This is a genomic window from Enterococcus sp. HMSC078F03, from assembly GCF_001811595.1.
In the GTDB taxonomy this organism is placed as follows: domain Bacteria; phylum Bacillota; class Bacilli; order Lactobacillales; family Enterococcaceae; genus Enterococcus; species Enterococcus faecalis.
Genome location: NZ_KV805570.1, coordinates 1 through 26,117, shown reverse-complemented (window position 1 = coordinate 26,117; position 26,117 = coordinate 1). Strand labels below are relative to the sequence as shown.

Genomic DNA, 26,117 nt, shown 5'->3' with positions numbered 1-26,117 from the left:
TCGATTGATAAGTGAATTTTACAAAAAAATAGAGAAGTCTGTTTTTCAACAAGGCTTCTCTATTTTTTATTTGTGACTTTTCAGAACGCCATGTAGCATAAATTGAATGAATTTTTTGACATCGTCATCCACTGTTTTCCGCTGGTACGTTTTTTCAATACTTAATAATGCACTAACGTTATATAAAATAAACCGAGTTGCATCATCTACACTGATGCCCTCTTGTAAGCAATTAGTTTCAGGTTCACTTTCAAAAATAGCCGCAATATTATTGATATAGGTTTTTTTGAAAATTTGATACAGCGTACGATTGTAATCAGGGCCCATTTCTTGAAACATGTCGTTCAACATTAAGAAAAGATTGGTCGGATGTTCATCTAACAAAACTTTGATTAATTGATAAAGTTTTTCTTCTACTGATGCATTTCCAGAAACAATTGGGACTAATTCTTCCTGAACACGGGACGTTAATTCTTCAATCACAGCTAAATACAGTTCTTTTTTATTTTTAAAATGGTGATAGAGATTCGGTTGGGTAATGTTCGCTTTTAAAGCAATTTCACGAGTGGAGGTATTTTTAAACCCCTTTGTCATGAATAATTCAGAAGCGACAGACAAAATAATTTGCCGTGTACGTTCTAAATCAGCTTTGCGTTTATTTGGCTTTTCCATGGTTTTCTCGCCCCCTGCTGCTTTTTATTTTAGCATATTCTCCGGCAAGAAACGAGAGACCTTTATACAAAAAACGAAAAATATACAATCAATGTGCCTGCTATTTGGAGAAGAACCGCGCAATAATACCACCGCTGCAGATGTGTCAGCCAGCCTTTTTCGCCCCCAAGATAAATCAACCACTGCAGTCCATATAAAAAACTATTAGCCAAAAACCAAAAAAGTAGTGCCGATTTTGTCCATTGATTCTCTCTGAATACACTCAGTACAAATAAAGTATTTAGCACCAAAAACGTGCGCCGTAATTGTCGTACATTCCTCATTTTCCCCATTGATATATCTCCTTTTTCTATTTAGCATAGAAAAAATAGCCTGGGACAAAAATCACTTTGAATTTTTGTTCCAGGCTTAAAAATTGATAAACGGCGGGAACAGAAGCAACTCCTTCGGAAATAAGCCGAAATTCTCCAAAAATTATAGAACAATTTTCGGAAATTCCTTCTTATTTCTCGGAGTTAAACACTTCTGTTCCGACCTCTTTCAACTTATTCAAAAACAAATTGATTTTTATAAAGTTCCGCATAAAATCCATCTTGTTCAACTAGTTCATGGTGGTTACCTTCTTCAATGACTTCACCGTCTCGTAAAACAATAATCCGATCCGCATTTAGAATCGTTTTCAAACGATGGGCAATCACAAAACTGGTGCGCCCTTTAATTGCTTCGTCCATCGCTTTTTGGATTTTGGCTTCTGTTACTGTATCAACATTACTTGTTGCTTCATCCAAAATTAATAATTCTGGATTGGTAATAATCGTTCGTGCAATACTTACTAATTGCTTTTGTCCCGTACTGAAAAGATTATTCTCTTCCGTAATCTCAGTATCGTAGCCTTGCTCAAGATTTACAATAAATTCATGGATATTCGCTTGTTTCGCTGCTTGAACAATTTCTTCATCCGTGGCCTCTGGCTTACCAAAAGCAATATTCTCACGAATTGTTCCTGAAAATAGAACGGACTCTTGCAAAACAATGCCTACATGTGAACGCAAGCTATCTAAATCCATTTCACGAATGTCCACACCATCAAACGTCACGGCGCCTTCATTCACATCATAAAAGCGATTCATTAAATTCATAATCGTTGTTTTTCCTGAGCCTGTCGGTCCGACTAAAGCGACCATTTCACCTTTATCCACATGAATAGAAACATCTTTCAACACAGGTGTTTCTGGATTATAGCCAAAAACAACATGATTTAAAGCTACAGCTTTGTTAATCTCTTCTAATTTTTCGCCATTTTCGGGACGAATTTCATCTGGTTCATCAAACATCTCATTTAAACGACGAGCGCCTGTAACAGCTAATTGAATCATGCTATAACCTGAAGAAATTTGCATTAATGGTTGATAATATTGTTGAGAATATTGGACAAACATAACGACTAAACCTAACGCAGCGGCACGATCAACAGAGCCATTGATTGCTAACCAACCACCAAAGAAAATAACAATTGCCGTATTGACTAATGACATTCCTTGCATCATTGGGAAAAGTAATCCTGAATACACTTGACCTTTATACGTAGCTGCACGAACTTTTTCATTTTGCTCTAAAAAGCCGTCAATGGTTTCTTCTTGTAAGCCATTAGTGATAATCACACGTTGCCCACTAATTTTTTCATCCATATAGCCATTTAATTTCCCCACTTCATCTTGTTGTAAATCGACATATTTGCGCGCCTTGCTAATCACAAAGACCGCAATTAAAATCGCAATCGGCGTAGAAGCAATTGTAGCCCATGCCAGTTCCACATTTTGACGGAACATCATGATTAAGACACCAACCAATAAGGCAATATTGGTTAATACTTGTAGCAACGCTTGGTTTAAGCTGTTTTGGATGTTGTCTAAGTCACTAGTAAAACGACTTAAAATTTCACCATCTTGATGAGAATCAAAGAAACGAATCGTCAATTTTTCTAGTTTGTTAAACAAACCAATCCGCATGCGGTTTGTCGATTTCCCCACGACTTGTGTAAAGAGAATACTATAAATGAAACTAGCGGCACTAGTTAAGACATAAAAAATGAGTAGTTTCCAAATGACAGAAACGAACGCACTTTTATCGTCTTTTCCTTGCATCACATTAACCGCATATTTCGCTAATTCCTGAATAGCTTCCCCAACGAATTGCGGCGCTTTGACTTGTAAATAAGTCGCTGCGAAAATTGCTAAGAAAATAAAGAGGAAAGAAACTTTGTAACGTTTTAAATAATGATAGAAAAATTTACTAGCTTTTATTAAATCAGTCATTAAGCTTCCTCCTTTCCTTTTTGTGTTTCGTAAATTTCTTGATACACGGGGTTCGTAGCTGCTAATTCTTCATGCGTGCCTTCCCCGACTAAACGTCCATTATCCAATACTAAAATACGATCTGCATGGACAACAGAAGAAATTTTTTGGGCAATAACGATCGTGGTAGTCTCTTTTAACTCTTTATCCAACGCTTCTCGGACTAACCGCTCCGAACGAGCATCCAACGCGCTGGTGCTATCATCTAAAATCAAAATTTTAGGCTCACCAATCACACCTCTTGTAATTGATAACCGCTGTTTTTGTCCACCAGAGAAGTTATTACTCCGTTCTTCGACGGGTGCATCATAACCTTCTGCTAATTTTTCAATAAATTCCTTGGCTTGGGCGATGCCTGAAGCCCGTTCCATGTCCGCTTCAGAAGCGTCACGTTTACCATGGCGTAGATTTTGTGCAATCGTTCCAGAGAACAGGATTGCTTTTTGCAACACAAAGGAAACTGTTTTTCGTAAACTGTGTTCGTTCACTTCTCGTAAATCGACACCACCAACTTCAATCTTTCCTTCTGTCGGATCAAACAAACGTGGAATTAATTGTGCCAATGTAGATTTACCAGCACCAGTTGCGCCCACAATCCCAATCATTTCACCTGGCTGAATAGAGAAAGAGATGTCTTTCAAGGTATCTTCTTCATCCCCAGGATAACGGAAAGATACGTGATCAAACTCAACACTACCAATTAACTCTTGTTCTGGGACTTTTTTGTAGGTAACATCTGGTTCTGTTTCCATCACTTCTTTAATCCGCTTAATGGAAACAGCGGCACGAGAAGTCATCATCATCATCATTCCGCCGATAATAATCGCCATCATGATTTGCATTAAATAGTTCATAAAGGAAGCGACACCACCGATTAAAGTTGGATCATCCTTGACTAAGTTACTCACAAAGAAAATCGAGCCTACAACGGCTAAGTTCGCCACCAACATAAACGCTGGAATCATCACAGCAAATAAGCTACCTACGATTAAGTTATGGGTGGTTAATTCTTCACTCACTTTTGTAAAACGTGACAATTGATTTTTTTCTTGAACAAATGATTTGACGACACGAATGCCTAACAAATTTTCTTTTGCGATGCCATTAATCTTATCAATCAAGTTTTGAATAATCATGAAATGCTTGCCCATTTGCGAAAAGGACAGCATAGAAATCAAAATAACTGCGATGACAAGTGCAACAATCACCCACCATAGTTGCGGCAAGGTTAGCATCGCTAAAATAAAACTCCCGATAAATAAAAAAGGAATTCTAAAAAGTGTCTGCAACGCAATCATAATGACATTTTGAATTTGAGTAACGTCATTTGTTAAACGAACAACTAAGTTACCTGCTGAAAATTTTTCGATATTACCAAATGAAAAGGTTTGGATTTTGCGGAAAGTTGCTTCACGAATGTCAGCACTGACACCTTGGGCAACTTTGGCAGAAAAAATTGTATTAATAACCCCTGCAACGAGTCCTAATCCTGCAATGGCAATTAATTGAATCCCTAAGTTTTTCATTTTGTCGCTATCGTCATTCATAATTGCTTCCAACACTTGTTGTAACAATTTTGGTTGCCAAAGTGCTGAGACAACCATTACGATCACCGCCAACAAGGCAATAACTACCGAGCCTTTGTATTTTTTGGCGTGTTGAATAATAAGGTCCATCTTATCCCTACTTTCTTAAAATAGTTCCCTGCTTCTTCAGTGTTGGTCTGCGAATTCTTCCCCATTACAAAAAAATCAATTTGCTCATTGACTTCACCAGTTTAACACTGTAAAATAAGGCCGATTCATAATTTACCATTTTTAGTGGTAAAATACAAGCGAACAAGTTAATTTTTCACAAGTTTTTCCTATCATAAAGTGTACCTTCTTTTTGATAAACTTACGAAGATAACGTTTAATAGGAGCTAAAATCATGGAACCGAAATTATCAAAAGACACGATTATTGCAGCCGCATTTTCTTTGTTAGAAAAAAGTCCCACTTTAGAACAACTTTCTATGCGTAAAGTCGCCAAACAGCTTGGTGTACAGGCGCCCGCAATTTATTGGTATTTTAAAAATAAGCAAGCCTTACTTCAAAGTATGGCTGAAGCGATTGAAGAGCACTTTCAAGAACCTGTATTATGTGGTGAATGGTATTCTGACTTACTGGCCTTCATGGAAAACTATTATGATCTCTATCAACAATTCCCCTGTGCCGTAGCCATCGAAATCCAAACCGTTCCTGCCTATCCCCAACGATTACGCCATTTGAATCAAATGATGGGCATTTTAAGAGAAGCAGGTTTTTCACCAGAAATGACTCATTTAGCAGTAACGTCTTTACAACATCTTTTGTTTGGGATGATTATGGACGCAACGGAGGAAAAACAGCTCGTTTCGCAAGTGTTGAACGGAGATGACTATTTAAAAGAACAAGTGCTGCACATGAAACAATATGTCTCCGACAATGGGTTAACATACATGGAGGAAAGCATTCAATTTCGGCGCTCCATTCACCAAAAATCCGCCTTTATTCAAGCTGTTAAAACCTACTTAGATGGGTTGCAAGCAGACAACACCTCTTCATCTAAATAAAAAAAGCCCTTGGTCCGTCAGTCGAAATGACTGACGGACCAAGGGTTAACTTTTAAAATAAATAGCGAAAACTACTTTCTCTATTTTGGTATTGGTAGCCAAGCCAAGGCTTTTTGAATCCATTCATCCCAAAACACCCAGTCATGTTCTCCTGGTCCAGTTTCAAAAGTGTAACTTGCCTGTGCCTGTTCCAACGCTTGAGCCATCTGTTGATTAGCAGAAAGTAACATATCTTGCTCCCCACAACAAAGATAAAATTGGGGCATTTCTGTTTGGCTTTCTACTAATTGTTGTAATAAATACAGCGGATCGTGAATGGAACCTTCAATTTGATCTAACGGGCCAAAAATACCTTCCCAATAGCTTCGCTTACGGACTTTTAATAATTCCCCAAAACTAGTGGATGATAAACTAACTGCCCCAGACAAAGAAGCAACGGCTGCAAAAGATTCTGGTTTCGCTAGTCCTAATTTCAAGGCGCCATAACCACCCATTGACAAACCAGCAGCAAAGGTTTTTTCTCGTTTTGTACTTAACTGTGGAAAGAGTTGATGACAAATTTTCGGTAATTCTTCTGAGATAAACGTCCAATAGTTCATATCGTATTGTGTGTCCGTATACCAAGCTAAATCCGTGGACGGCATAATGACAGCAATCCCCAAATCAGCGACATACCGCTCAATAGAGGTTCTGCGAGCCCAGACGCTGTGATTCCCTCCCATCCCATGTAATAAATACAACACAGGAACATCTGTTAATGCTGCTTGGGTACTTGTGCCCACTTTTTTTACCGTTTCTTGTGGTAAAATTACGTTCACATTCACTTCCATTTCCAATACATTTGAATAAATATTTGCTTGTAAAAAGGCCATCTACTTTTCCCTCCAATACTCTTTCTATTAGTGTACCACTAAACCTTCGCTCGTTGCGCTTTTGCGAAAATATTTAACAAAAGAGCAACAACAACTAAGCCCGCACCGACTAAGTAAACATTATGCAGACCTGCATAGAGGATACCGCGTAATGGTTTTAACAACGCAGCTGGAATTAAATTTGCAGTATGTGGATTCACTAATTGATTCATGACATCTGCATCGACGTTTAACGCGCTCGCTTCCAATTTTGCAAACATTCCTGCATTTAAAATCACACCAAAAATTGACACCATCACAGTCTGCCCAATTGTACGCACCAACGTATTAAACGATGTTGCAACCCCCATTTTTTCAGGCTCCACTGTACTTTGTGCGGTCACCGTAGTCGTTGTGATAGTAATCCCAAAACCAACTCCTAAGACAGAAGAAACTACAAAGAAAAGCCAAAACGGAACGGCCATTGGCATTACCACTAAAAAGATGGCCCCGACTAATAGAATCGATAACCCAATCGTTAAGACTTTTTTCATAGCATATTTTTCCATAAAGCTACTTGCTATAAATGATCCAGCCATCCAAAGTAACGACATAGGCGCTAAAACTAAGCCACCAATTCCTGCACTTTTTCCTAAGACACCTTGCATCCACATCGGAATGTAGACATCAATCCCCATTAAGAAACCACTAATAAGCGCCGCAATAAGATTCACTAAAACAAACGTTGGTTGATTAAATAAATGCAAATCAATCACTGGGTCTTGCGCGCGTTTTTCTATCATCACAAACGCTACAAAAAAGAGCACACTTAAACTCAAACAACCAAATGTTACTAGTGTAAAACCATTATCGCTAATCATTTGAAAACCTAGCAATAACGTTAGCAACACGGCCATCAAAGTAACGCTGCTCAAAATATCCATTGGCATCTTGGTCCGTTCCCGCTTTGGTTCAACTAAGAAAATACTAATCAAGCCCAATAAAACAAGTCCAATAGGAACATTAATGAAGAAAATCCAATGCCAACCGACTGTATCTACAATAAAACCACCTGCTAACGGACCAAAAATACTAGCAATTCCCCAGGCGGCACTGTTTAAACCTAAAATTTTCGCTCGCTTGTCCAATGAATACATATCGGCAATAATCGTTAACGCAACTGGTAAAATTGCGCCTGCCCCCACACCTTGAATTGCGCGGGCAATAATTAAGGTCAACATATCTTGAGCAAAGCCACACAACGAGGAGCCCAAAATAAAAATGATAATGCCAATCATGAAGACAGGTTTACGACCAATTTTATCCGCAAGTTTCCCATAAATCGGTGTTAACATCGCATTCGTTAATAAATAAATTGAAAATACCCAGTTCATAATTTCCATGCCATGTAACGAGCCGACAATCGTTGGCATCGCAGTAGACACAATGGTCCCTTCAATGGCTGTCATAAATGTTGCCACAAAAACACTCACCGTGACTAACTTAACATTTGTTTCTTTTGCCATTTGTTCACATCCTTTTCTATTCAATTGTCAATTTTCTAAATTGCTCCATAGCTATTCTATACAAAAAAGAACAAAATGTCTTAAAAAAATGCTTTTTCATAAAAAAATTATTGTAAAAAAACAAGAAGTCAGCCAAGTATTGGCTGACTTCTTGTTTTTTTATTTAATTATTCAGCTAAACTAGCTTTTAACGCTTCAACTTTATCTGTTTGTTCCCAAGGTAAATCAATATCTGTTCGACCAAAATGACCATAAGCCGCAGTTTGTTTATAAATTGGGCGACGTAAATCTAGCATTTCAATAATACCTGCTGGACGTAAATCAAAGTTTTTACGAACTGCTTCGATTAATTTACTTTCTGGAAGCTCACTCGTACCAAACGTATTAATAGAAATAGACACTGGTTGCGCCACACCAATTGCATAAGCTAATTGGACTTCTACTTTTTTCGCCAAACCAGCAGCAACAATGTTTTTCGCGATATAACGCGCAGCATAACTAGCAGAGCGGTCAACTTTGGTTGCATCTTTTCCAGAAAAAGCACCGCCGCCATGACGAGCATAACCGCCATAAGTATCAACGATAATTTTACGACCAGTTAAGCCGGCATCTCCTTGAGGGCCACCGATTACAAAGCGACCAGTTGGGTTGATAAAGTATTTTGTTTCATCATCTAAAAGTTCATGAGGGATCACCTCATTGATTACTTGTTCTTTAATGTCTTTTTCGATTTGTTCTAAGGTTGTTTCATCATCATGTTGTGTACTGATGACAATCGTATCCACACGTTGTGGTTGACCTTGATCATCATATTCCACTGTTACTTGAGATTTTGCATCAGGACGTAAGTAAGGTAAGACTTTTTCCTTCCGCAATTCTGCTAAACGGCGAACCAAACGATGGCTTAACGCGATCGGTAATGGCATTAATTCTGGTGTTTCGTCAACGGCAAAACCAAACATTAAGCCTTGGTCACCAGCGCCAATATCGTCTTTTTCATCTTGATCACGCACTTCTAAGGCTGCGTCAACCCCTTGAGCGATATCAGGTGATTGCTCATCGATTGCTACAAGAACTGCGACAGTCTCTCCATCAAATCCATATTTTGCTCGTGTATAACCAATATCTTTCACAGTTTGACGAACAATTTTTTGGATATCTACATAAGCTGTTGTAGAAATTTCTCCAAATACTAGGACTAAACCAGTTGTTACGGATGTTTCACATGCCACGCGGGCCATCGGATCTTTTTCCAAAATCGCATCTAAAATTGCATCACTGACTTGGTCAGCTACCTTATCTGGATGTCCTTCTGAAACGGATTCTGATGTAAATAAATGTCTTTCTGTCATAATGTTATTCCCCCTAAATAGTTTCGGTTACAAGGCATCTTTAGTAAGTAACGACAATTACTTGCTAAATCCTTTCGGGAACTTGTAACAAAAACAGTATACCAGATATCTAAAAAAAAAGCTTAGGTTTTCAAGAAAATCATTAAATTACCTATATTTGCTTTTCCTATAACAAAAACTCCCAGCCCCTTTCATCTGAGCTGGAAGTTTCTTGCTACTGTAAAATTTTCTCCGCGATAAAGTGTGTATATTGCTCGCCACCTGCCACATTTGGATGAACTCGGTCATCATAAAACCAATCATCATGGGCGTTACTATAATTAAACCAGTCAATGACCGTTAAGTTATCGTATTTTTTGTCCATTTGACTAAGTAAACTATTCACTTGATTTTGCCATCTTCTAGTTGGAACGCGAACATTAATCCAATAAACTTTTCGATTACCTAACGCTTTCATAAATTCATCAAATTGTGCCTCTGTAAAAGGACCATTCGTACCTAAACTCACTAAAACAGTATCTTTGAGCATTTTCTTTTTGTCTAGTTCACCAATTAGTGAAATGCTACTATACAATTGACGGCCCACTTCCCCATCGATAATCATTTTAGGAAAAATATCTTGTAACCCGCTAGCACCATCTAGAATAACAGAATCACCAATAGTTGTGATTTCTAAATTCTGCGCTTTTTTTACTTGCTCTGGTGTGAGTTGTGTGGGTAGAACATCTTGGCTTTCACTCGGTTTTGTACTACTTTCTGTGGACGTGCTACTATTTTTCGTGCCACTTTCTTGGACTTCTTTTTTACGTTCTTCAATTTTTTGCTGATTTTTCGCAATATTTTTTTCTAGTTGCTCTTGTTGCGCACTTTTAGCGTTTGCTGGGGCCACAATTAAACCGAATACTGCAATCACGCTAATCACTGTCATAAAGGCCATTGTCCCTTTTTCACGAAGGTCCCACGGTTTCCGTAAGAACTCAGTGAATTGAGTCCAGACATCCTTATAAGACAATCGTGTCAGTGGATGTTCGATAAAACGATAAGACAATTCGCTCACGACTAAAATTAATGCTATTTCAACCAATGAATGTAGAAAAACATGGTCCGATAAGGTCTTAATTTTGGCCTCATAAAAAATCATGATGGGGAATTGATACAAGTAAATGCCATAACTCCGTTTACCTATCCACGTAAAGACTGGATTCGTTAACCAACGATTCATATCTGCCCCTGGATGTGCAGTGACGGCCACTAAGACAGTGGCTGCCAAACTAATTAAAAACATGCCGCCATAATAAACAAAATTTGTATGATCTGATAATGTTAAAAAGGCTAATACTAAAAGAACTAAGGCACTTAACCCAGCGCCATTTAAGATTTTTTTAGAGGCTTCTGGAATTTCTTCTTTCAAACGTGTGCTTGGCCAAACATACGCCAATGCACTACCTAGTAAAATAGAAAAAACACGTGTGTCTGTTCCATAATAGACACGTGTAGGATCTGCGCCAGGAACATATAAAACGGCCATCAGCGTCACCGAAATTAAGGCGCCGATTAAAACTAAACTGAAAATTCGACCGCGCTTACGAACAAAGCGTTCCAGAAGAATAAAAAGTAATGGCCAAATTAAATAATTTTGCGCTTCAACTGCCAATGACCAAATATGTACAAATGGCGATTGTGTCGCAAATCCATCAAAATAAGAAAACCCTTTAAAAATTTGCCACCAGTTGTTGTAATAAAAAACACTACTAGCGACAACGCTGCGAATATTGTTTAATAAATCCTGCTGAAAGAGTGTAATATAACTAACTGCACTTAAAAGCATCACAATTAATGCTGGATACAGCCGTTTCATCCTTCGCACATAAAATCCTTTTAAATCAATGGTCTGATTTTCTGCCCATTCTTGCCGCAACAAGTCGTTAATAAGATAACCTGAAACAACAAAGAAAATCGGAACACCTAAGTAGCCACCTCGCATGACTTGGGGAAAAAGGTGATACAAAATCACGCCAATTACAGCGATCGTCCGAATACCATCAAAACCTGTAATATAGCGTTTTTTCTTGCTATTTGCTGTCTGATTCATTTGTGCTTTCCAACTTTTCTATAAAATTATTCTTTTCCTTTATTTAAAGAAGCAAGTAACTTTAATATACGTTTTTTCCTAGGAAATGGCAAGCAAACTTTGTCTCCTTTAGGCTTTTTTTACAATTCAAAAAACCAACATTTTTTAAATTGTAAAAAAACAACCAAAGCTTATGAAAATCACTCATAAGCTTTGGTTGTTTACTCATATCGCTTTCGTTTAGATGAAGATGGAATCCCTAAGGCTTCACGATACTTTGCCACCGTTCGCCGGGATATTTCCATGCCTGAATCTTTTAATCGCTCGACTAATTTTTGATCAGATAACGGTTTACTTTTTACTTCTTCATCAATTAATTTTTGTAGTTGCTTTTTAACCATTGTTGTTGAGACATCCTCGCCATCTTCTTCTGATGAAAGAATACTTGTGGAGAAGAATGAGCGCAATTCAAAGACGCCAAACGTGGTTTCTAGATATTTTCCATTGACCGCACGACTAACTGTCGATTCATGAATAGACAAAGCATCCGCAATTTCTTTTAAAGTCATTGGTTTTAATGGCCGATCTGCTTCTAAAAAGAAGGCTTCTTGGCGGCGCACAATTTCTTGCCCTACACGTAAAATTGTATCCCCCCGCTGATTCACTGCGCGCTCTAACCATTCAAATTCGTTTTTCTTATCCTTAATATATTCTTGGACTTCTTTGTCGTCAGTCTCTTGCATTCGTTTGAAATAATTTTCTTGAAAATTTAATGTCGGTCGACCAGCTTTGTTGGAAATCACCACTATTCGATCTTCCTTGATTCGGACAGTTAAATCTGGTCGAATATACAATTCCTCGGTCGCATCAAAAATATTCCCTGGCGTTGGCGATAACGTTTGTATATAATCAAAAATCAATTGAATTTCTGCTAATTCAATCCCGAATTTTTTAGCTAACGGGCCCCATTTGCGACTCACTAAGGCATCAAACTCTTCCTCCAATAAAATATACGCTAAATTAGGCGCGGTATCGTCTCGTTCTGTTTGTAGCATCAAACATTCTTGTAAATTGCGTGCCCCCACACCTGCTGGATCTAGCTGTTGTAACAAAGTTAATGCATCTAGCATTTGAATGGCGCTTGCTTCGGTTTTCTCTGCCGCTTCTTCTAACGAAATCGTTAAATAACCATTCACGTCTATATATTCTACTAAAAACAATACCAATGTTCGCAAGTATGTATCGCGGTAATTCAAATGAATTTGATCAATTAAAGACTCAAATAATGATAAATGATAGTCTGGAATTTGATTCATATAATTATTTTCTTCGTCTTGATTGGTGTAAGAACGACTAGTTATCGGAAAATCTGTGGTGTACTGCGTGTCTACTTGTAAATCAATCAATGGATTCTCTAGTGCTTTCGCTTCAACAAAGGCAGCGAGTTCTTCCGTATTAAATTGTAAAATTTGAATGGATTGTTGAAGCTGTTGAGTCATGGCCAACTTCTGGACTTGTTTTTGTTGTTGGGACATTCGTTGCTCAAATTTCATTATTTTCGTCCTCCCTCTTGTAATTTTTGTCAATATCAGCTAAACTAGTATTCGTGCCGCGCCCTTAGTGTAGTGGATATCACGTAAGATTCCGGTTCTTGAGACGGGGGTTCGATTCCCTCAGGGCGCGTTATTTAAATATGTTGATTTATCAACGTTTCTGGACACTCTTTATTCATCTAAAGAGTGTTTTTTCTTGTTTAGGAATGATTTTTCTATCCGTAGTTTTTTCAAATGTTGCTTGTGGCAAGCTCAATCGCACTTAACGCGACAACATTTGTTCTGCTTCAGCTACAAATCCAATAAGGTTAAAATTCCTCCGTTCCTATTGTAACGCATAACGTTTCCTTTTTCTATCTGCTAAACAAAGTATTACGACAAGCAAACACCTGCTTCTCTCTTAAAGATCCCTTTCTGATTATATAGTAAATTGCTTTTAATTTGTTAATTATTTTACCTAAAACTTAATACCCTAATTAAATAAAGAACCTAGGGCAAAAATCACTTTGGATTTTTGTCCCAGGCTTAAAACCTGATAATTGGCGGGAACAGAACCGTTCAACTCCGACCTCTAAAATACTTAATTAGAAATATGCTACCCGCAATCACACCAATTATGATTACTAGCCAAAATAATCCACTTACAAGTAACAGCTCAGTTAAGGTCGTCTTCAGATTCTCCTCCTTTAAATGGCCTCTGCTTTGTTTTGCTATGTAATTAATGGCGATATCAGACAACAGCTATCAAAAAAACGGACCAACACGTGGTCCGTTTTCATTCATTATTAAGCTTTTACGATGTTCGTTGCTTGTAAGCCGCGTGGACCTTCTTCAGTATCAAAAGTTACTGCTTGGCCTTCGTCTAAAGTTTTAAATCCATCTGATTGAATAGCTGAAAAATGTGCAAATACATCATTGCCATCTTCACCTGTAATAAATCCAAAACCTTTGTCTGCGTTAAACCATTTTACTGTACCGTTGTTCATATATATTTCCTCCTAGTGCATAAAAATATGCAAGTTATTGCAAAAAATGTTGAGTGGCAAAAGGAGAAGTATAGTTTTTAAATATATAACTCAAATTACTTATCAAAATTGATTACTTAATTACTATAACATATTTATTAGGAATAAACAATGCCCACGACTTTTCCTTGGACTTTCTAAACAAGAAAAATTACTTATTTTCAACTTATGTTGGGGCTGAGATTAGATTCCACTGAATTTTCCCTCGATACGTTCCGATTCCCATTGAATTATTGGGGTTAAAATAAAAACCATTCGCTTGTTCTTGATTGACTGTGATTCTAGTTGCTGTATCAGTAGGATTACTCCGTAAAATAGTCACTGGTTCCGTACTAATGGATGTAATTTGTCCATCTAACTGATAATAGAAAAAATTATTAGATGCAGTTAACGCTTTTGACGTTCCGCTTGCTGTATTGACGAAATTTGAATCTACTAAATGGGCTTCCAATAGCCAATTGTCACGTTTTACACGACTATCAGTTATCGCTATTTCCCCTATATTAGTAACTTTTTCAGGATTTCCACCAATTTTCAATGCATCGCTACTAAATGCTTGTGGCACTTTTTCAAATGCTAAAAATCCTTCTAGATATATATCATCTAAAGAGAGAATTTCAGATTTGTTTTTTTCTGAATCCATGCAATATATCTTCAACGTATAGATTCCTGGTGTTAAAAGTGAGGTATCATAGTTCAATTCTACTTCTTGTGTCTCACCAGGAATATGTTCAATTGTTTGTCGATATGGTTCACTTTGCCCTTCTACCTCCATTATAATATCTAAGTAAGAACTATCTTTATCTTCTACTAAAACAGGTATTTTTATTGGACTGCCCTTGTAAAAAGTATTACTTTGCTCAGTTTCTTTTAACGAAACTGATGGAGCATTCTGTTTAAACAATGTGATTTTAGAAGAAGTGGATAAATTATTTTCATTTTTCAATAAATACTCAACCGAAAATTCACCATATGACAATTTTTTGAATGCTTCGATCATATCATAAGAAAAATTACCTTCTTCATTCGTGATCGTTTCTTGGTTTAATGTAACAAGCTGAAGTTCTCCGCCTTGCGCATAACCAATCGCTTGCGTAATAGAAGCGGTACCTTTCGCTATCCAACTGGTTTCAATCGATAATTCAGTTAAATTATTATCTACAATAACCGCTTGATCTTTAGGTGATGTAATTGTAGCACTTAGCGTTACAGGCTTGATAGTAAACGTATAAGGTTCTAAATTATAAATCGCATTTCTTCCAGAAAAACGATTTGTAATATTCTGATTGGTAAAATTATCATTTTTAGTTTTCACTTTAAAACTTATGGTAGAAGAAGTTTGTGTGTTCTCTTGTTTATTACCTAATGGCGGAATTTGATTGTCGCTCGTCTTTAACGTATTCGCTGACCAAATTAAAGTATCTGATATGTTATTTCCATCAATGGTCGTCGTATCAGGAACTACTTCTATTCCTTCAGGTAAAGTTGTTTCTAGTAAAATATTTTGCCAGTTCTGCTTGCCGTCCAACCAGTCTGCTGTAACATTTACTGTATAGGTTGTATTGCCTTCTAGCACTGCACCGTTTGGTAATTCTTGACCGTCTTTGTTTACTACGTTCATCTTTACTTTTGCGTCCACCAAACCTGGTACTCTTTGAAAAACAACATTTTGAACAGCTTTATATGTAGGTCCTGTTGATCCAGTAAATCCCCAATAAGCCGTTGATACACTGCCATTTAAAAAAACTTGCGCGTTCAATATTTCAGAGTTTATGATGATTGGCGTACCTCCATTAATTTGATACGCCAAAACGCCCTTCGTAAAATCCGGCTCGTTTGTTTGCCAATGTAAATCTAACCTATTCCAATTTCCGTTAGCTAAGTCAACATCTGTAATCAAATTATCATGCTTTACATATCTTGTTGACGTGCCTAAAAGTACATAATTATCTTGATAACCTGCTTCCATTCCTGGATAAATGACTGCAATATGACTATTTTTATATACGCCAGAAATGCCATTATCAAAAAAACCGTCCTGTGAACTTCGATTGCCATATAAATCAAACTCTATCCCAATAGAATTAGGAATACCTAAGGTGCCTTTATACTTATTTTCCCCAAGCGCTCCCATTGAAGCCCCCGAATAGGTATACCATTTTAATTCTGGCGTGGCCCCTTGTAAGAGAAAAACCATACCATCACCGGCAGCACCAGCAACCCCAGTCTGTTTAACATAAGCAACCATATTAAAATCTTTTTTAAAATCCAATAAATTATCTTCTGTACTCCAGAGTGCTCCTACTTGATTTGGCAGACCATTCGTAATAACGCCGACATCATCAACCACTTCGGAGGAATTATTAGATACTCCCAAATTTGTTGTAAAAATTCCATCTAGTGAGACTCTGTTTGGTATTGTCTCATCTGCTTGAACACTACTTGAAAATATTAAAAAATAAGCGAGTAAACACAACAAACTAAATCCTTTTATTAAATTACACTTCAATTAATAATCCCTCCTAATGGTTTCTTCACTTTCCTATTGTGGAATGAGTGACAACGTCCAAGTAAATCTACTATAGTAAGTTGGATGCGTCTGTTTGCTATTCACCAATTGGAACTTGCGCGATTGTCCAAGTAAAAGTGCTTTTGTAACTACCAGCTGAATTCCCGTCTGCAATATTCAAAGATGCACCAGAAAATTTAGAAATCCAAGTCCCGTATCCTTCACCGACATTGGCTGACATAACCGTTCCCACATCAAATCCTGAAACCGGATCTACGATACCAGAAATTGATTTAACAATTGACGGGGCTACAGAGGTATTATCTGTTCCCGCTTCAAGACTAACGGGAATTGTGATGTTAACTCCCTTGAGTGCGACATCCGCGCTTTTAAAGCTTGAGATATTTAAACTTAAATTCCAACCTGCTCCAGTTCCTCTTCGATCTGTAATTTGAGCATTTTTTTCATACCCATTTTCAATTTGGGTTGGTGTTAATGTGTCCATAAATTGACCGGATAATCCTTCCCCCTTAAAATCAAAACTAGGAACAGCGTCCAATGTTAGAAGGCCAGTTTGACCCGTTCCGTTGGGGTTTTCTGGATCTGTAATTTGCGGCGTAACTGGGCCAGCCTCCTCTTCCGTAAGTGCTTGTAATGTCGCAGTTCCTTCTGAAATTGCAGGTGTAACTGCCAAAGCCTCCTTACCTAAAAATAATGTTGATCCTACTAACATTGAAAATAAAATCGTTTTCTTCATCTTTCTTCCTCCTAAATAATATATATATAAATAAGAACAACTCGTTCTTATCTATCCCTATTTCTTCTCTTTCTTAAAAGTAATATCATAAGTAATAAAATAACTAGCCCAAACCAGATACAGGTGACTAAATAAATAATTTTTCGATTACTGATTTTGGTACTCGGTATTGCTTCATTTTGGACACCTTTTTTCTCTTTAGATGTAATTTCAAAATCCTCAGATAAACGCCACTTGTTTTTTTTATCTCTCGATTCTATCGTCAGTAGCATCTTATATTTACCTGGTTTAAGCTTGTTTTCCTCAATTTTGTCTGGCGCTTCATAAATACTATTAGGTGCGATGGAAATCCCTTCTTTTTTAAACTTTGCTATTTCTTTTCTATTCATATCTTGAATCGTTTTTTCAACAGAATAGAATGAAACTAACGACGGAGAAACATTAGAAATAGAAGAAATAATTGAAAAATAGCCACCATACGTACCTAGTTTAACTTTGTTTAATTGAAAATCTTTGGGCACTTTTTCCTCATTCATTCTTAATTGACAGCCAATAACCATAGAAAACTCGTTAGTAATTTGAACAGTCTTATTTAAAGACTGTACCAGTTGTTCATCTTTTTCTTCTCGAATATAAAATCCACCTAAAATAATCCCTGGAAACTCCTCCCTTGGTATAGATAATACAAAATCAACGTTTTTCTTTGTATGAGGTTCAATCGAGACCACTTGCTCTTTTGATACGAGTTTATCAAACTGATACTTTAGATTATCCGTATTCTTTAAATCCATACCAGAATAGTCAATCGTTCCATTCCTAGTTGTTTTAGCTGTATTGGGTGTGATTTTTATTTTTATTTTTTTGTCGCTACTGTTGTTTATTTGAATAGTTACTATTTGTTTTTCTCCTTTTGAAACAAGTAAATCAAAATAACTGACATTTTTATTTAGTTGGTTCTCAGGAATGATTGCTGTGGCACTATATGGAATTGCTTGATCTTCTTCAGCACAGACCGAAAGACCATAACCAGCAATTGTCATAAAAATCATCATGAATAAACTAATTTTTTTTACCATAAGAACTCCTCCTTAACAACTTTCTTTAAATTTATAACCAATCGAGCGCACCGTATAAATATAGTCTGAATTCCCAGCAATTTCTCGTAGTTTTTCTCTGACGTGCTTAGCAATAATTGACAAACGAACTGTATCTTTTTTCTCAAACGTTTCTTTTTCCCATATATTTTTTGCGATTTCTTCATAATTCACAACATGGCCTTTTTTATGGTACAAAGAATTAAAAAATTTAAATTCTAACCTTGTTAATTGAACTTGTTTTGAATCACCTATGCGCAGACTTCTTTCTTGTGAATTTATTTGAAAATTTAAGGGAGCCTCTATCGCCTCAGTTTGTTGATTCAATTCTTGGAAAAAAGAATAATTATTCGCTAAAATTGTTTTGATATTTGCTGGTGTAAATTTTGTTGTCAGAAAACCCATGACCCCTAAATTCAAATAGATGATTTGCTCGGAACAGGACAGACAATCCGACAAAACAAAGATAGGTACTTTAAAATTCTTACACAATGCTATAATCACTTCATATTTCAAATCATTCTCTACTTCATTCGAGTGATAGATAAGATAAATCTCCTCTTTATTTGGCTTGATATTTTTTAATTCCTTCTCTGAATAATGGTTACTTTCCGCAAAATATTCTTCTATTTCATCTTTATAAATACTATTCAAATTATTACCGATACAAATTATATTCACTTTCATTGGTTATATCCTTTCTCTAAAAAATACAATTCTTCTACAAACTTTGAGATATTGTTTAATTCAGTGTTCATAAAGTAATTTCTAATATAAAAAATCGGAATCTTCTGATTACTTTTCAGATAACGATTAGAGATAATCAATTGTGGGTTTTCTTCTAAACGATTAACAAAACGTATAGGAATTGTAATAAACTTTTGTAGTTTCTTCTCAATCCGAACTTTGTCCCTATCTCCAAGCGCACTGTAAACTAACACGCTAATTTTTTATCTTTTTCTAAAAATATTTCTAAGAGAATTAATTGAAGATAGTCAACTGGTAAAGGCAGCTTTTCTCCAGTATTTCGTTCAAAGTATTTTGAAAAATCGGAAAATAACTTATTGATGTATTTCTCAATAGGTTTATCTAAATACTTTTTTTCAAAGTGATAGTAATAAAAAATTTCACTCTTTTTTATTTTTAAATAAAAATTTGCACCGAGATAGAAATATTCTTCTGGACTAAACTTTATGTCAAAAAATTGAGAAAGCTGATAAAGAATTGTATTCCCAATCAAAAAAGCTTCTTCCGATAAGATAGCTGGAGAAAGATAAGCGGAAACACTTAAAATTGTTTCAATTGTTAACAATTCATCAGTACTGATAAAAAAGTATAAACATTCTAATTCAACTTGATTATTCATCGCATCATTAAAAAAAATATATTTCCCTAACTGGGTTTCAAAATCTTTCAGCGTAAATAATCGATTAATTACTTCAAAGTGATTTTCTTTTGCTTGCAAACGAAAGTCATGCGCCATTCGGATTTTAGTAACATGTAAAAAATATAAAAAGTTTTCTAACGTATTCTGGGTAATATTAGGATAGATTTTTTGAAAATCTGTTTGTATTCGTTTTATTGATTCTTCAGAATATAGATCATCCGGTGCATTGCTACTAATTTTAAATAAAATGAAATAAAAATAGCGAATTTTTTCTTCATCACCTACTAAGAGATACTTTTTATTTTTTTTAATGATTTTCAGATAAAATCCATCCAAAATTCCTCTTAACTGCTTCATCGTTCGCTTGACTGAAGACTCACTAATAAATAATTTTTCAGTGTACTGTTCAATCGTCCGTTGCTTCCCATACAATAAATCTATAAGGATACGATAATATTGACTTCTTCTGAGAAAAACGGCAAAATAATAATCCAAAGTAAAACTTGGTTTTTTATGAAATGAATAACAATTATAACTTTCTATGTGAACACTTAAAGATTGATTCTTATCTATCACCGGAAGTATTTCTATAAATTTACGAAGTAATTCATACAGTGTCTGAACCGATAAATTTGTTATTTCATATAATTCTTCATATGTAAGCGATACTTTTTCACTGCTCGCAATGAATTTTAAAATATCATAAACATTTTTATCCTGTTTTTCTAAAAATTGTTCAAATTTTTCATATGTAATAAAATTTTTACTCATCTTAAAACTCCAATTCATATAAAAAAATTTTTTAATTAAATTACTATCTTTTCCACAAATAGTTTTACTTTATACAGTATATTCTATTCGCATAAAACTTTTGGCTCAAAAAATAGAAGAAAAATTATAAATTTTGAGCGGAAAACATGGAGGATAATATTTATGAGAGCTTTATTATCTGATTCTTTCCAAAGAAAATTAACAGTAATTGATTTTTTGTACGACAATCCTTATCAAAAATTAACAACCATCCAAGAGTACTTCCAATATAATCATACAACCTTGCTTAATGATTTAGCTGATTTGAACAGCATTATTTCTCCCTGTGAAATTATTAAAACTGCAAACCTAGAATATTTTTTACATTTTCCTAACAATACAAACATAGAATATGTATATAGTTGTTTTCTACAAGTGGCCCCTGAATTTAGGCTCCTACAGCAACTAATTTTCAACACCTATCCTTCGACTGAGGCGTTAGCAGAAGCACTATACGTCAGCAATTCAACAGTTAAGCGAATGATTACTCGTATCAATCAGATACTTTTAGAAAAGTTTAGCTTTAAAATTCAAACGTCACCACTTACTTTCAGTGGCGATGAAACGAAAATAATAAATTTTTTTATAGCATTCTTGAAAGAATCCTATGTGACATCTACTCAACTTCTTTCAAAAGAACAGAATATTTTTTTTAATCAACTATTTGAGGAGTCTTTACCTATTCTCAAATTTGCTGGAAACATTGATATCGATAAATTTAGTTTTTATGTCTATTCAATCGTGCTTAGATTTAAACAAGCAGGTAGTTTAGCATTCTTTCCTGAAAATAGACAACTTTATTCCAATCTTGCTGATTATTCTCATTTATTCGACCGCTACTTTTCTATCAAAACGGATACCTCTTTCTTTCATAGCTTAGAATCTATTTTCTTTAATGGTCATTATCTGAAATCTTATAAAGAGTTAGTTTTCTTATCTAAAGAAAATCAACAAGTACTTACAAGAAAGAGACAGATCGAGCAACTACTGGATTATCTAGCCACAGCATTAGCAATCAGTAATCCTAATTACCATGCAATAGTTCTTTATTTGTATAATCTTTCTGTTTCCGATTATGGAGAGGCTTTTATTCTTTTCCCAAAATATAAATTTTTCTTAGAAAATTTAACTCATCATTATCCTTATTTTTACGACAAATGTGTTCCTTTTCTAAAAAAAATACTTAATGATAAATCTATTGATAGATTTTATGAATTTATCTATCACTTAATTATTCGTTGGGATGAATTACAAGCCTCTTTAAATAAACTGCCTCCGAAAATGAAAACGGGTATCTATTTTTTTACAGATATTGAACATAATTTATTTATGAAAAAATTTTTTACTGAGCGTTTTAGGGATATCTTAGCAATTGACAACTTATTCACTTTAGATTCTTCTGTTGATTTAAAAGAAGTTGTAGCGTCCTATGATTTACTATTAACGAATATTCCAATTCCAGATGTGGTAGAACGAAACATCATCTGTTGCTCTTTATTTCCCACAAATGCTCAATTAGAAGAAATTGCCAGTTACTACTCTAAATGGTTAACCACCACTACTTAATTCAAACAAATTATTAATAAAAAGTTGCCATCATTCCAACGTTTATGGAACAATGGCAACTTTTTTAGATTCTGTACTTTCTGATGCTAATATATCTGAAAAATTTTATTTGTAAAAAGATAAAACAAATAACTATGTCTTCTTCAAATTTTCTGACAAAGCCCTAGCAAAAAACACTCCTATGCTCTCTATTTCCAGTTAGTTTTATTTAACTTTAAATAATCACTACGCGCTAAATAATCAAATAGCGGAGCTAATCCTGGTGAAAAATTTACTTCCTCAAACCGCTTAATAAATTGTACGCCTTTAATTTTATTTGGTTCGTTCAGCGTAACTTTTCCTTGGGCTTGTTTAGCAAAATAAAAATGTCCTTGCCAAACGATTGAATCAAAAACGAGTGGTCCAGTAAAAATTTCTTCAAGTTCAGTAATTTCCACTGCTAATTCTTCTTTCATTTCACGAATCGCACATTCCAGCGCTGATTCGCCAAGTTCTTGTTTTCCGCCAGGGAAATTCCAAGTGTCTGGCCGATCTTTTAAAATAAGAATTTCATCTGATTGATTTTTAAGAAGTACTCGCGAAAATTCTTTTTTCATTTCGTTTAACCCTCTTCTTCATTTTTTATTGAGAAGCCACACTTGGCAGCATAAAAATATAATGCAAAATACGATCCGCATACGATGGATTTTTTTCAAAGTCATTGACTTCTTCATTAACTAACTCCAAATCATCGGTAATCACTCCAGCAACGTCCATAAAGAGCATTTTACTTAGTACCTCTGAGTCATTAACTGTCCAAGCATAAACTGCTTTTTTCTGTTGGTCAGCTTTTAAAATGAAGGTATCATTCAACGTAGTAGCTTCCATTGTATACAAATCAGCTTGTGTTTCTGGAAAAGTGAAATTATAGGGCAAAATAAAACTAACTTTTACTTTTGATTTGGCTTTTTTAAACGCTTTGATCACATTGTAGTCGAGAGATTGAACCTGATGGTTATTCTTTATCAAAGGACGTTCATATTTTTCAATAAAGTTAGAAAGCGCACCTTGACTATCTTGTTTAGACGTTTTAATTTCTACTAGTAATTTTTGTTTGGCTTGGTTTGCTTTCGCTAAATAATCATCAAAACTGGCAATTGGTGCTTCTTGGCCATTTTCTTTAACAATCATTTTTGTTAATTCAGCCAACGTAAATTCTTGTGGCGTGCCATCAACGCCGGCGAGTTCTTTAAGGTTTGCATCATGCATCACAACAAATTGATGGTCTTTGGTTTCTTGAACATCAATTTCAATATAATCTGGTTTAAATTTAATGGTTCTTTCCATAGCAGGAATGGTATTTTGTACGCCATTACTATTGGTGACCCCTCGATGCGAAATAATCAAAGGTTTTGATTCTAATAGCCCTGTTAAGTAAACAGCGTTGAAAATTATATAGCCGCCAAAAATGGTGAATAGTCCTAGGCCCATTCCGATAGTCACTAATTTATTACGTTTCGTTTCTTTGTCAAAGGCAACTTTTGTCGTCGTTTCTGCTTGAACATTTAATTGTGTATATAAGAAATTAATCAGTAATACTGAAAGCCAAGCATTAGAGACAAACTGTAAAAATTGGACAACCGTTAAATTTAAAATACCACCTAGCAAGCTAATGGTGTCGCTCAAGGTATCTAACTTCAACTGTAGAAGATAAAGTAACACATAAATAACATACGTTGAAACAAATACCGCGATCGTCACAAATGCAATATTACGAATAATGAACCATAATCGTTTGTTTGTCATTGACCAACTAGCCTTAACTGCCTCGCCTGCTTTTTTTCTCTCCAAAATCATTAATGGAAGCGTGTAAATGAAACGAATAGCTAAATACCAGACTAATAACCCAAAAGCCAGTAGCCCCACCAAGTAAGGAATTCGTTGGGACAAAAATTCAACAATAAAATCTGGAATCACGAATTTCGTCAATAGATTACTTTGGAAAATTAGGTTACCAAAAGGGACAATGACAACAAAATAACCGAAAAAGAATAACCACGAACGGGCACCTTGCTTTTTAAGAACTTTAAAAGATGCCTTGGTAACTCCTTTAAAATGAAAGCGATGGTCTTGCCGTATTTGAAAAATCCCTAATAATAAAAAGGTAAACTGATAAAAAACTGCACCTAAAAAAAGTAACAACAAGAGAATTAATAACACCAGAGCAAGCGGCTTTTCTAACAGTAAATTCAGGTTATTAAACGAAAGATAAGGAATACCTTGAGTTTTTAGTGCGTTGGAAGTAGCCCAACTAAAAGCCCCACCCACCAATAATAATAAAACATTTAAAGTAAAAAATAACCATAAGTACTGCAAGATGTCTTTAAAAAATTGCCTTGTTCCATTTTTAAATGTTTGCCAAGCAGACATACAAACTCCTCCATTCTAAAAGTATCTGATTAAAGTTCTTCCATACGAATCCTAAATAAAACAACGGCAATCCAAATTGAAATAAATGATGGCAAAATAACAATAATGATTGCGACTGGCTCATTAATAGTTCCTTTTAACGTATTTTTTACTTCTGAAGAAACAATAAACTGATCAAAAATCACTTGATAAATAGTAACATAAATCAATACCCATTGAATATAATATTCAATTATTTTCATTAAAGCGATGGGTAAAACAATTTTTTTCGTCGTTAAATTCAATAAAAAATATAATAAAAGACTCGTACTGATGATAACGACTATCCCTAAAAGAAATAACGACTCTAACTTCTCCCCTATTACGCTTGCAACGCCTATTGTTAATAATAAATACATAGCTACCGAAATTAAGATGCTCACACTTAGCATAACAGAAAACAAAAGCAATGCTTTAAGAAAAAGCCACTTATCCACTCTTTTATTTCCAATCAATAAACCTAAAAGAATCACCGACAAAAGTAAAATCAATTCAATCATTCGTTCCTCCTTCCAAAACAAATGAAAATAAATTCATATGTTCAAATTTATTTTATCAAACCAAAATGAATTTGTAAAACATTTCACATGTTATTTAATAAACGACTATTACTAGAAAAAAGACAAGTTTCCTATAAAGGAAACTTGCCTTGTCTTTTTATTCTTTTTACTTCGTTATTTTTTGATAGTTTGCGAATAATTGATTCGCATCTCCTTCTCCATCAATTTTCTTGAGATGGCCGTTATCTATTTTAAACATAGATGGCACATGTAAAACTTTATTTTCTCGGATAAATGTTGACCATTCTTTCATGGTCTCTTTGTTGGTTAATTCTACATAGTAAACCTGTTTAGGTGCTTGCAGTAGTTTCTCGAAATCCTGACAATCTGAACAGTTTTTCTTTTTTAAAACAACATAAAATGTTTCGCCAGAGTGTTTTTTTTCTTGATACTCATTAAAACTTAATTCCTTTTTATGCGGAATAAATGTAAAACCTACCAACAAACTAAGTAACAAAATTAACAGACTGAACGAAATTTTTTTATTCATGTTTTTTCTTCCTTTTTAGTTTGTCTAATTTTTTCTTTTTTTATTTTTTGTTATGCCAAAGCTAATAGCCACTATAAGGACAATTAAACCTGCGATCATGTAAAGTGGATTTACTGTTGTATTAGTCATTGGTAAATGAATTCCTTTACTTGCTGATTTCCCAAAATTGACTGGGTTCGTTGGTGCTTGATGATTTGTAGGCGTCAACGGTTTTTTCGGTTTTAGCGGTTGTTTAGGTTCAGGTTTTTTTGGATCTTCTGGTGTTGGTGCAGGTGGTGTTACAGTTGGTTTGTTGGAATGTAACACGTCACCTTCGTTGCCAAAGTTTAAGTCCGCTTGGTTAGGAATCCCGCCTTGTTCAATATAAGGCGCTAATTCTTCGTCCGTTGCATCAGCTTTAATTTTAGTGGTGATAGTCATTGTGTACGTATGTCCAGCTAAGTATGAGTAGCTGTCATCTTTTTTATTCATTTCAAAAGTTACTTTGTTATTTTCTTGTG

General features: G+C 35.2%; 21 protein-coding genes, 1 tRNA gene and 1 riboswitch. Of the genes, 3 read left to right on the top strand and 19 right to left on the bottom strand.

Features of this window, described 5'->3' with window-relative positions:
* Positions 1-66 precede the first annotated feature (66 nt).
* The 3 genes from HMPREF2810_RS09415 to erfC all read right to left on the bottom strand — a co-directional run bounded on the left by HMPREF2810_RS09415 (position 67) and on the right by erfC (position 4,702).
* Positions 67-672 carry a TetR/AcrR family transcriptional regulator gene (locus HMPREF2810_RS09415; protein WP_002355664.1) on the bottom strand — a complete coding sequence of 202 codons (606 nt, stop codon included), beginning with the start codon at positions 670-672 and terminating at the stop codon, positions 67-69.
* Positions 673-1,217: 545 nt separating this feature from the next.
* Complete coding sequence (gene erfD, locus HMPREF2810_RS09405; protein ID WP_002358756.1) at positions 1,218-2,987, bottom strand: multidrug ABC transporter ATP-binding protein/permease ErfD; 1,770 nt, start codon at positions 2,985-2,987, stop codon at positions 1,218-1,220.
* Positions 2,987-4,702, bottom strand: a complete 1,716-nt coding sequence (gene erfC / locus HMPREF2810_RS09400) for a multidrug ABC transporter ATP-binding protein/permease ErfC (RefSeq protein WP_002355662.1) — start codon at positions 4,700-4,702, stop codon at positions 2,987-2,989. The genes erfD and erfC overlap by 1 nt, the downstream gene beginning before the upstream one ends.
* Positions 4,703-4,955: 253 nt before the next feature.
* Here erfC and HMPREF2810_RS09395 point away from each other — a divergent pair, with 253 nt between their 5' ends.
* The gene (locus HMPREF2810_RS09395) at positions 4,956-5,618 is read left to right on the top strand and encodes a TetR/AcrR family transcriptional regulator (protein ID WP_002383043.1); all 663 of its coding nucleotides are present in this window, start codon (positions 4,956-4,958) and stop codon (positions 5,616-5,618) included.
* 80 nt (positions 5,619-5,698) lie between these two features.
* On the opposite strand, the gene HMPREF2810_RS09390 is transcribed toward HMPREF2810_RS09395, so the two are convergent.
* The 5 genes from HMPREF2810_RS09390 to rpoN form a co-directional block, all read right to left on the bottom strand.
* Positions 5,699-6,490 (bottom strand): alpha/beta hydrolase, encoded by a 792-nt coding sequence (locus HMPREF2810_RS09390; protein WP_002383042.1) that lies wholly within the window; start codon positions 6,488-6,490, stop codon positions 5,699-5,701.
* A 38-nt stretch (positions 6,491-6,528) separates the two neighbouring features.
* Positions 6,529-7,995 carry an MDR family MFS transporter gene (locus tag HMPREF2810_RS09385; RefSeq protein WP_048942129.1) on the bottom strand — a complete coding sequence of 489 codons (1,467 nt, stop codon included), beginning with the start codon at positions 7,993-7,995 and terminating at the stop codon, positions 6,529-6,531.
* A gap of 167 nt (positions 7,996-8,162) precedes the next feature.
* Positions 8,163-9,347 (bottom strand): methionine adenosyltransferase, encoded by a 1,185-nt coding sequence (metK, locus tag HMPREF2810_RS09380; protein ID WP_002383041.1) that lies wholly within the window; start codon positions 9,345-9,347, stop codon positions 8,163-8,165.
* Positions 9,345-9,440: riboswitch (SMK box riboswitch) on the bottom strand. Its footprint overlaps the gene before it by 3 nt.
* Before the next feature lie 121 nt (positions 9,441-9,561).
* Positions 9,562-11,439: an acyltransferase family protein gene (locus HMPREF2810_RS09375; protein WP_002373449.1), complete on the bottom strand. Its 1,878-nt coding sequence runs from the start codon at positions 11,437-11,439 to the stop codon at positions 9,562-9,564.
* A 200-nt stretch (positions 11,440-11,639) separates the two neighbouring features.
* Positions 11,640-12,971: an RNA polymerase factor sigma-54 gene (rpoN, locus tag HMPREF2810_RS09370; protein ID WP_002383039.1), complete on the bottom strand. Its 1,332-nt coding sequence runs from the start codon at positions 12,969-12,971 to the stop codon at positions 11,640-11,642.
* Positions 12,972-13,029: 58 nt separating this feature from the next.
* On the opposite strand from rpoN, the gene HMPREF2810_RS09365 reads away from it, so the two are divergent.
* Positions 13,030-13,101 (top strand) — tRNA-Arg (locus HMPREF2810_RS09365).
* Between the two features lie 655 nt (positions 13,102-13,756).
* Here the strand turns inward: HMPREF2810_RS09365 and HMPREF2810_RS09360 are convergent.
* From HMPREF2810_RS09360 to HMPREF2810_RS09335, 6 genes are all read right to left on the bottom strand, one after another.
* The gene (locus tag HMPREF2810_RS09360) at positions 13,757-13,957 is read right to left on the bottom strand and encodes a cold-shock protein (protein WP_002355647.1); all 201 of its coding nucleotides are present in this window, start codon (positions 13,955-13,957) and stop codon (positions 13,757-13,759) included.
* A 205-nt stretch (positions 13,958-14,162) separates the two neighbouring features.
* The gene (locus tag HMPREF2810_RS09355) at positions 14,163-16,505 is read right to left on the bottom strand and encodes an L-type lectin family protein (RefSeq protein WP_010715049.1); all 2,343 of its coding nucleotides are present in this window, start codon (positions 16,503-16,505) and stop codon (positions 14,163-14,165) included.
* A gap of 97 nt (positions 16,506-16,602) precedes the next feature.
* A complete protein-coding gene (locus HMPREF2810_RS09350) occupies positions 16,603-17,262 on the bottom strand; it encodes a WxL domain-containing protein (RefSeq protein ID WP_002383036.1) in 660 nt (219 codons plus the stop codon).
* 47 nt (positions 17,263-17,309) lie between these two features.
* Complete coding sequence (locus tag HMPREF2810_RS09345) at positions 17,310-18,338, bottom strand: DUF916 domain-containing protein (protein ID WP_002383034.1); 1,029 nt, start codon at positions 18,336-18,338, stop codon at positions 17,310-17,312.
* A gap of 12 nt (positions 18,339-18,350) precedes the next feature.
* Positions 18,351-19,043, bottom strand: a complete 693-nt coding sequence (locus tag HMPREF2810_RS09340; RefSeq protein ID WP_002383033.1) for a winged helix-turn-helix domain-containing protein — start codon at positions 19,041-19,043, stop codon at positions 18,351-18,353.
* 247 nt (positions 19,044-19,290) lie between these two features.
* Positions 19,291-20,514 carry a helix-turn-helix domain-containing protein gene (locus tag HMPREF2810_RS09335; protein ID WP_239660575.1) on the bottom strand — a complete coding sequence of 408 codons (1,224 nt, stop codon included), beginning with the start codon at positions 20,512-20,514 and terminating at the stop codon, positions 19,291-19,293.
* Positions 20,515-20,676: 162 nt separating this feature from the next.
* Between HMPREF2810_RS09335 and HMPREF2810_RS09330 the strand changes: the two genes are divergently transcribed.
* Positions 20,677-22,119 carry an AcpB/EbpR/MafR family transcriptional regulator gene (locus HMPREF2810_RS09330; RefSeq protein ID WP_002383031.1) on the top strand — a complete coding sequence of 481 codons (1,443 nt, stop codon included), beginning with the start codon at positions 20,677-20,679 and terminating at the stop codon, positions 22,117-22,119.
* Between the two features lie 188 nt (positions 22,120-22,307).
* Here HMPREF2810_RS09330 and HMPREF2810_RS09325 read toward each other — a convergent pair whose 3' ends face one another.
* The 5 genes from HMPREF2810_RS09325 to HMPREF2810_RS09305 form a co-directional block, all read right to left on the bottom strand.
* Positions 22,308-22,715: an NUDIX hydrolase gene (locus HMPREF2810_RS09325; protein WP_002361287.1), complete on the bottom strand. Its 408-nt coding sequence runs from the start codon at positions 22,713-22,715 to the stop codon at positions 22,308-22,310.
* Between the two features lie 25 nt (positions 22,716-22,740).
* The gene (locus HMPREF2810_RS09320; protein ID WP_002420071.1) at positions 22,741-24,528 is read right to left on the bottom strand and encodes a glycerophosphoryl diester phosphodiesterase membrane domain-containing protein; all 1,788 of its coding nucleotides are present in this window, start codon (positions 24,526-24,528) and stop codon (positions 22,741-22,743) included.
* 29 nt (positions 24,529-24,557) lie between these two features.
* The gene (locus HMPREF2810_RS09315; protein WP_002383029.1) at positions 24,558-25,067 is read right to left on the bottom strand and encodes an SA1002 family membrane protein; all 510 of its coding nucleotides are present in this window, start codon (positions 25,065-25,067) and stop codon (positions 24,558-24,560) included.
* 166 nt (positions 25,068-25,233) lie between these two features.
* The gene (locus tag HMPREF2810_RS09310; RefSeq protein WP_002358745.1) at positions 25,234-25,617 is read right to left on the bottom strand and encodes a DUF6568 family protein; all 384 of its coding nucleotides are present in this window, start codon (positions 25,615-25,617) and stop codon (positions 25,234-25,236) included.
* A gap of 24 nt (positions 25,618-25,641) precedes the next feature.
* Positions 25,642-26,117, bottom strand: a 476-nt coding sequence (locus HMPREF2810_RS09305; protein ID WP_048958557.1) for an LPXTG cell wall anchor domain-containing protein, incomplete at its 5' end; no start/stop codon positions are given.

Bases quoted from the DNA above. Each gene is read 5' to 3' on its own strand.
- HMPREF2810_RS09415 (WP_002355664.1), bottom strand. From the start codon at position 672: ATGGAAAAGCCAAATAAACGCAAAGCTGATTTAGAACGTACACGGCAA.
- erfD (WP_002358756.1), bottom strand. From the start codon at position 2,987: ATGACTGATTTAATAAAAGCTAGTAAATTTTTCTATCATTATTTAAAA.
- erfC (WP_002355662.1), bottom strand. From the start codon at position 4,702: ATGGACCTTATTATTCAACACGCCAAAAAATACAAAGGCTCGGTAGTT.
- HMPREF2810_RS09395 (WP_002383043.1), top strand. From the start codon at position 4,956: ATGGAACCGAAATTATCAAAAGACACGATTATTGCAGCCGCATTTTCT.
- HMPREF2810_RS09390 (WP_002383042.1), bottom strand. From the start codon at position 6,490: ATGGCCTTTTTACAAGCAAATATTTATTCAAATGTATTGGAAATGGAA.
- HMPREF2810_RS09385 (WP_048942129.1), bottom strand. From the start codon at position 7,995: ATGGCAAAAGAAACAAATGTTAAGTTAGTCACGGTGAGTGTTTTTGTG.
- metK (WP_002383041.1), bottom strand. From the start codon at position 9,347: ATGACAGAAAGACATTTATTTACATCAGAATCCGTTTCAGAAGGACAT.
- HMPREF2810_RS09375 (WP_002373449.1), bottom strand. From the start codon at position 11,439: ATGAATCAGACAGCAAATAGCAAGAAAAAACGCTATATTACAGGTTTT.
- rpoN (WP_002383039.1), bottom strand. From the start codon at position 12,971: ATGAAATTTGAGCAACGAATGTCCCAACAACAAAAACAAGTCCAGAAG.
- HMPREF2810_RS09360 (WP_002355647.1), bottom strand. From the start codon at position 13,957: ATGAACAACGGTACAGTAAAATGGTTTAACGCAGACAAAGGTTTTGGA.
- HMPREF2810_RS09350 (WP_002383036.1), bottom strand. From the start codon at position 17,262: ATGAAGAAAACGATTTTATTTTCAATGTTAGTAGGATCAACATTATTT.
- HMPREF2810_RS09345 (WP_002383034.1), bottom strand. From the start codon at position 18,338: ATGGTAAAAAAAATTAGTTTATTCATGATGATTTTTATGACAATTGCT.
- HMPREF2810_RS09340 (WP_002383033.1), bottom strand. From the start codon at position 19,043: ATGAAAGTGAATATAATTTGTATCGGTAATAATTTGAATAGTATTTAT.
- HMPREF2810_RS09335 (WP_239660575.1), bottom strand. From the start codon at position 20,514: ATGAGTAAAAATTTTATTACATATGAAAAATTTGAACAATTTTTAGAA.
- HMPREF2810_RS09330 (WP_002383031.1), top strand. From the start codon at position 20,677: ATGAGAGCTTTATTATCTGATTCTTTCCAAAGAAAATTAACAGTAATT.
- HMPREF2810_RS09325 (WP_002361287.1), bottom strand. From the start codon at position 22,715: ATGAAAAAAGAATTTTCGCGAGTACTTCTTAAAAATCAATCAGATGAA.
- HMPREF2810_RS09320 (WP_002420071.1), bottom strand. From the start codon at position 24,528: ATGTCTGCTTGGCAAACATTTAAAAATGGAACAAGGCAATTTTTTAAA.
- HMPREF2810_RS09315 (WP_002383029.1), bottom strand. From the start codon at position 25,067: ATGATTGAATTGATTTTACTTTTGTCGGTGATTCTTTTAGGTTTATTG.
- HMPREF2810_RS09310 (WP_002358745.1), bottom strand. From the start codon at position 25,617: ATGAATAAAAAAATTTCGTTCAGTCTGTTAATTTTGTTACTTAGTTTG.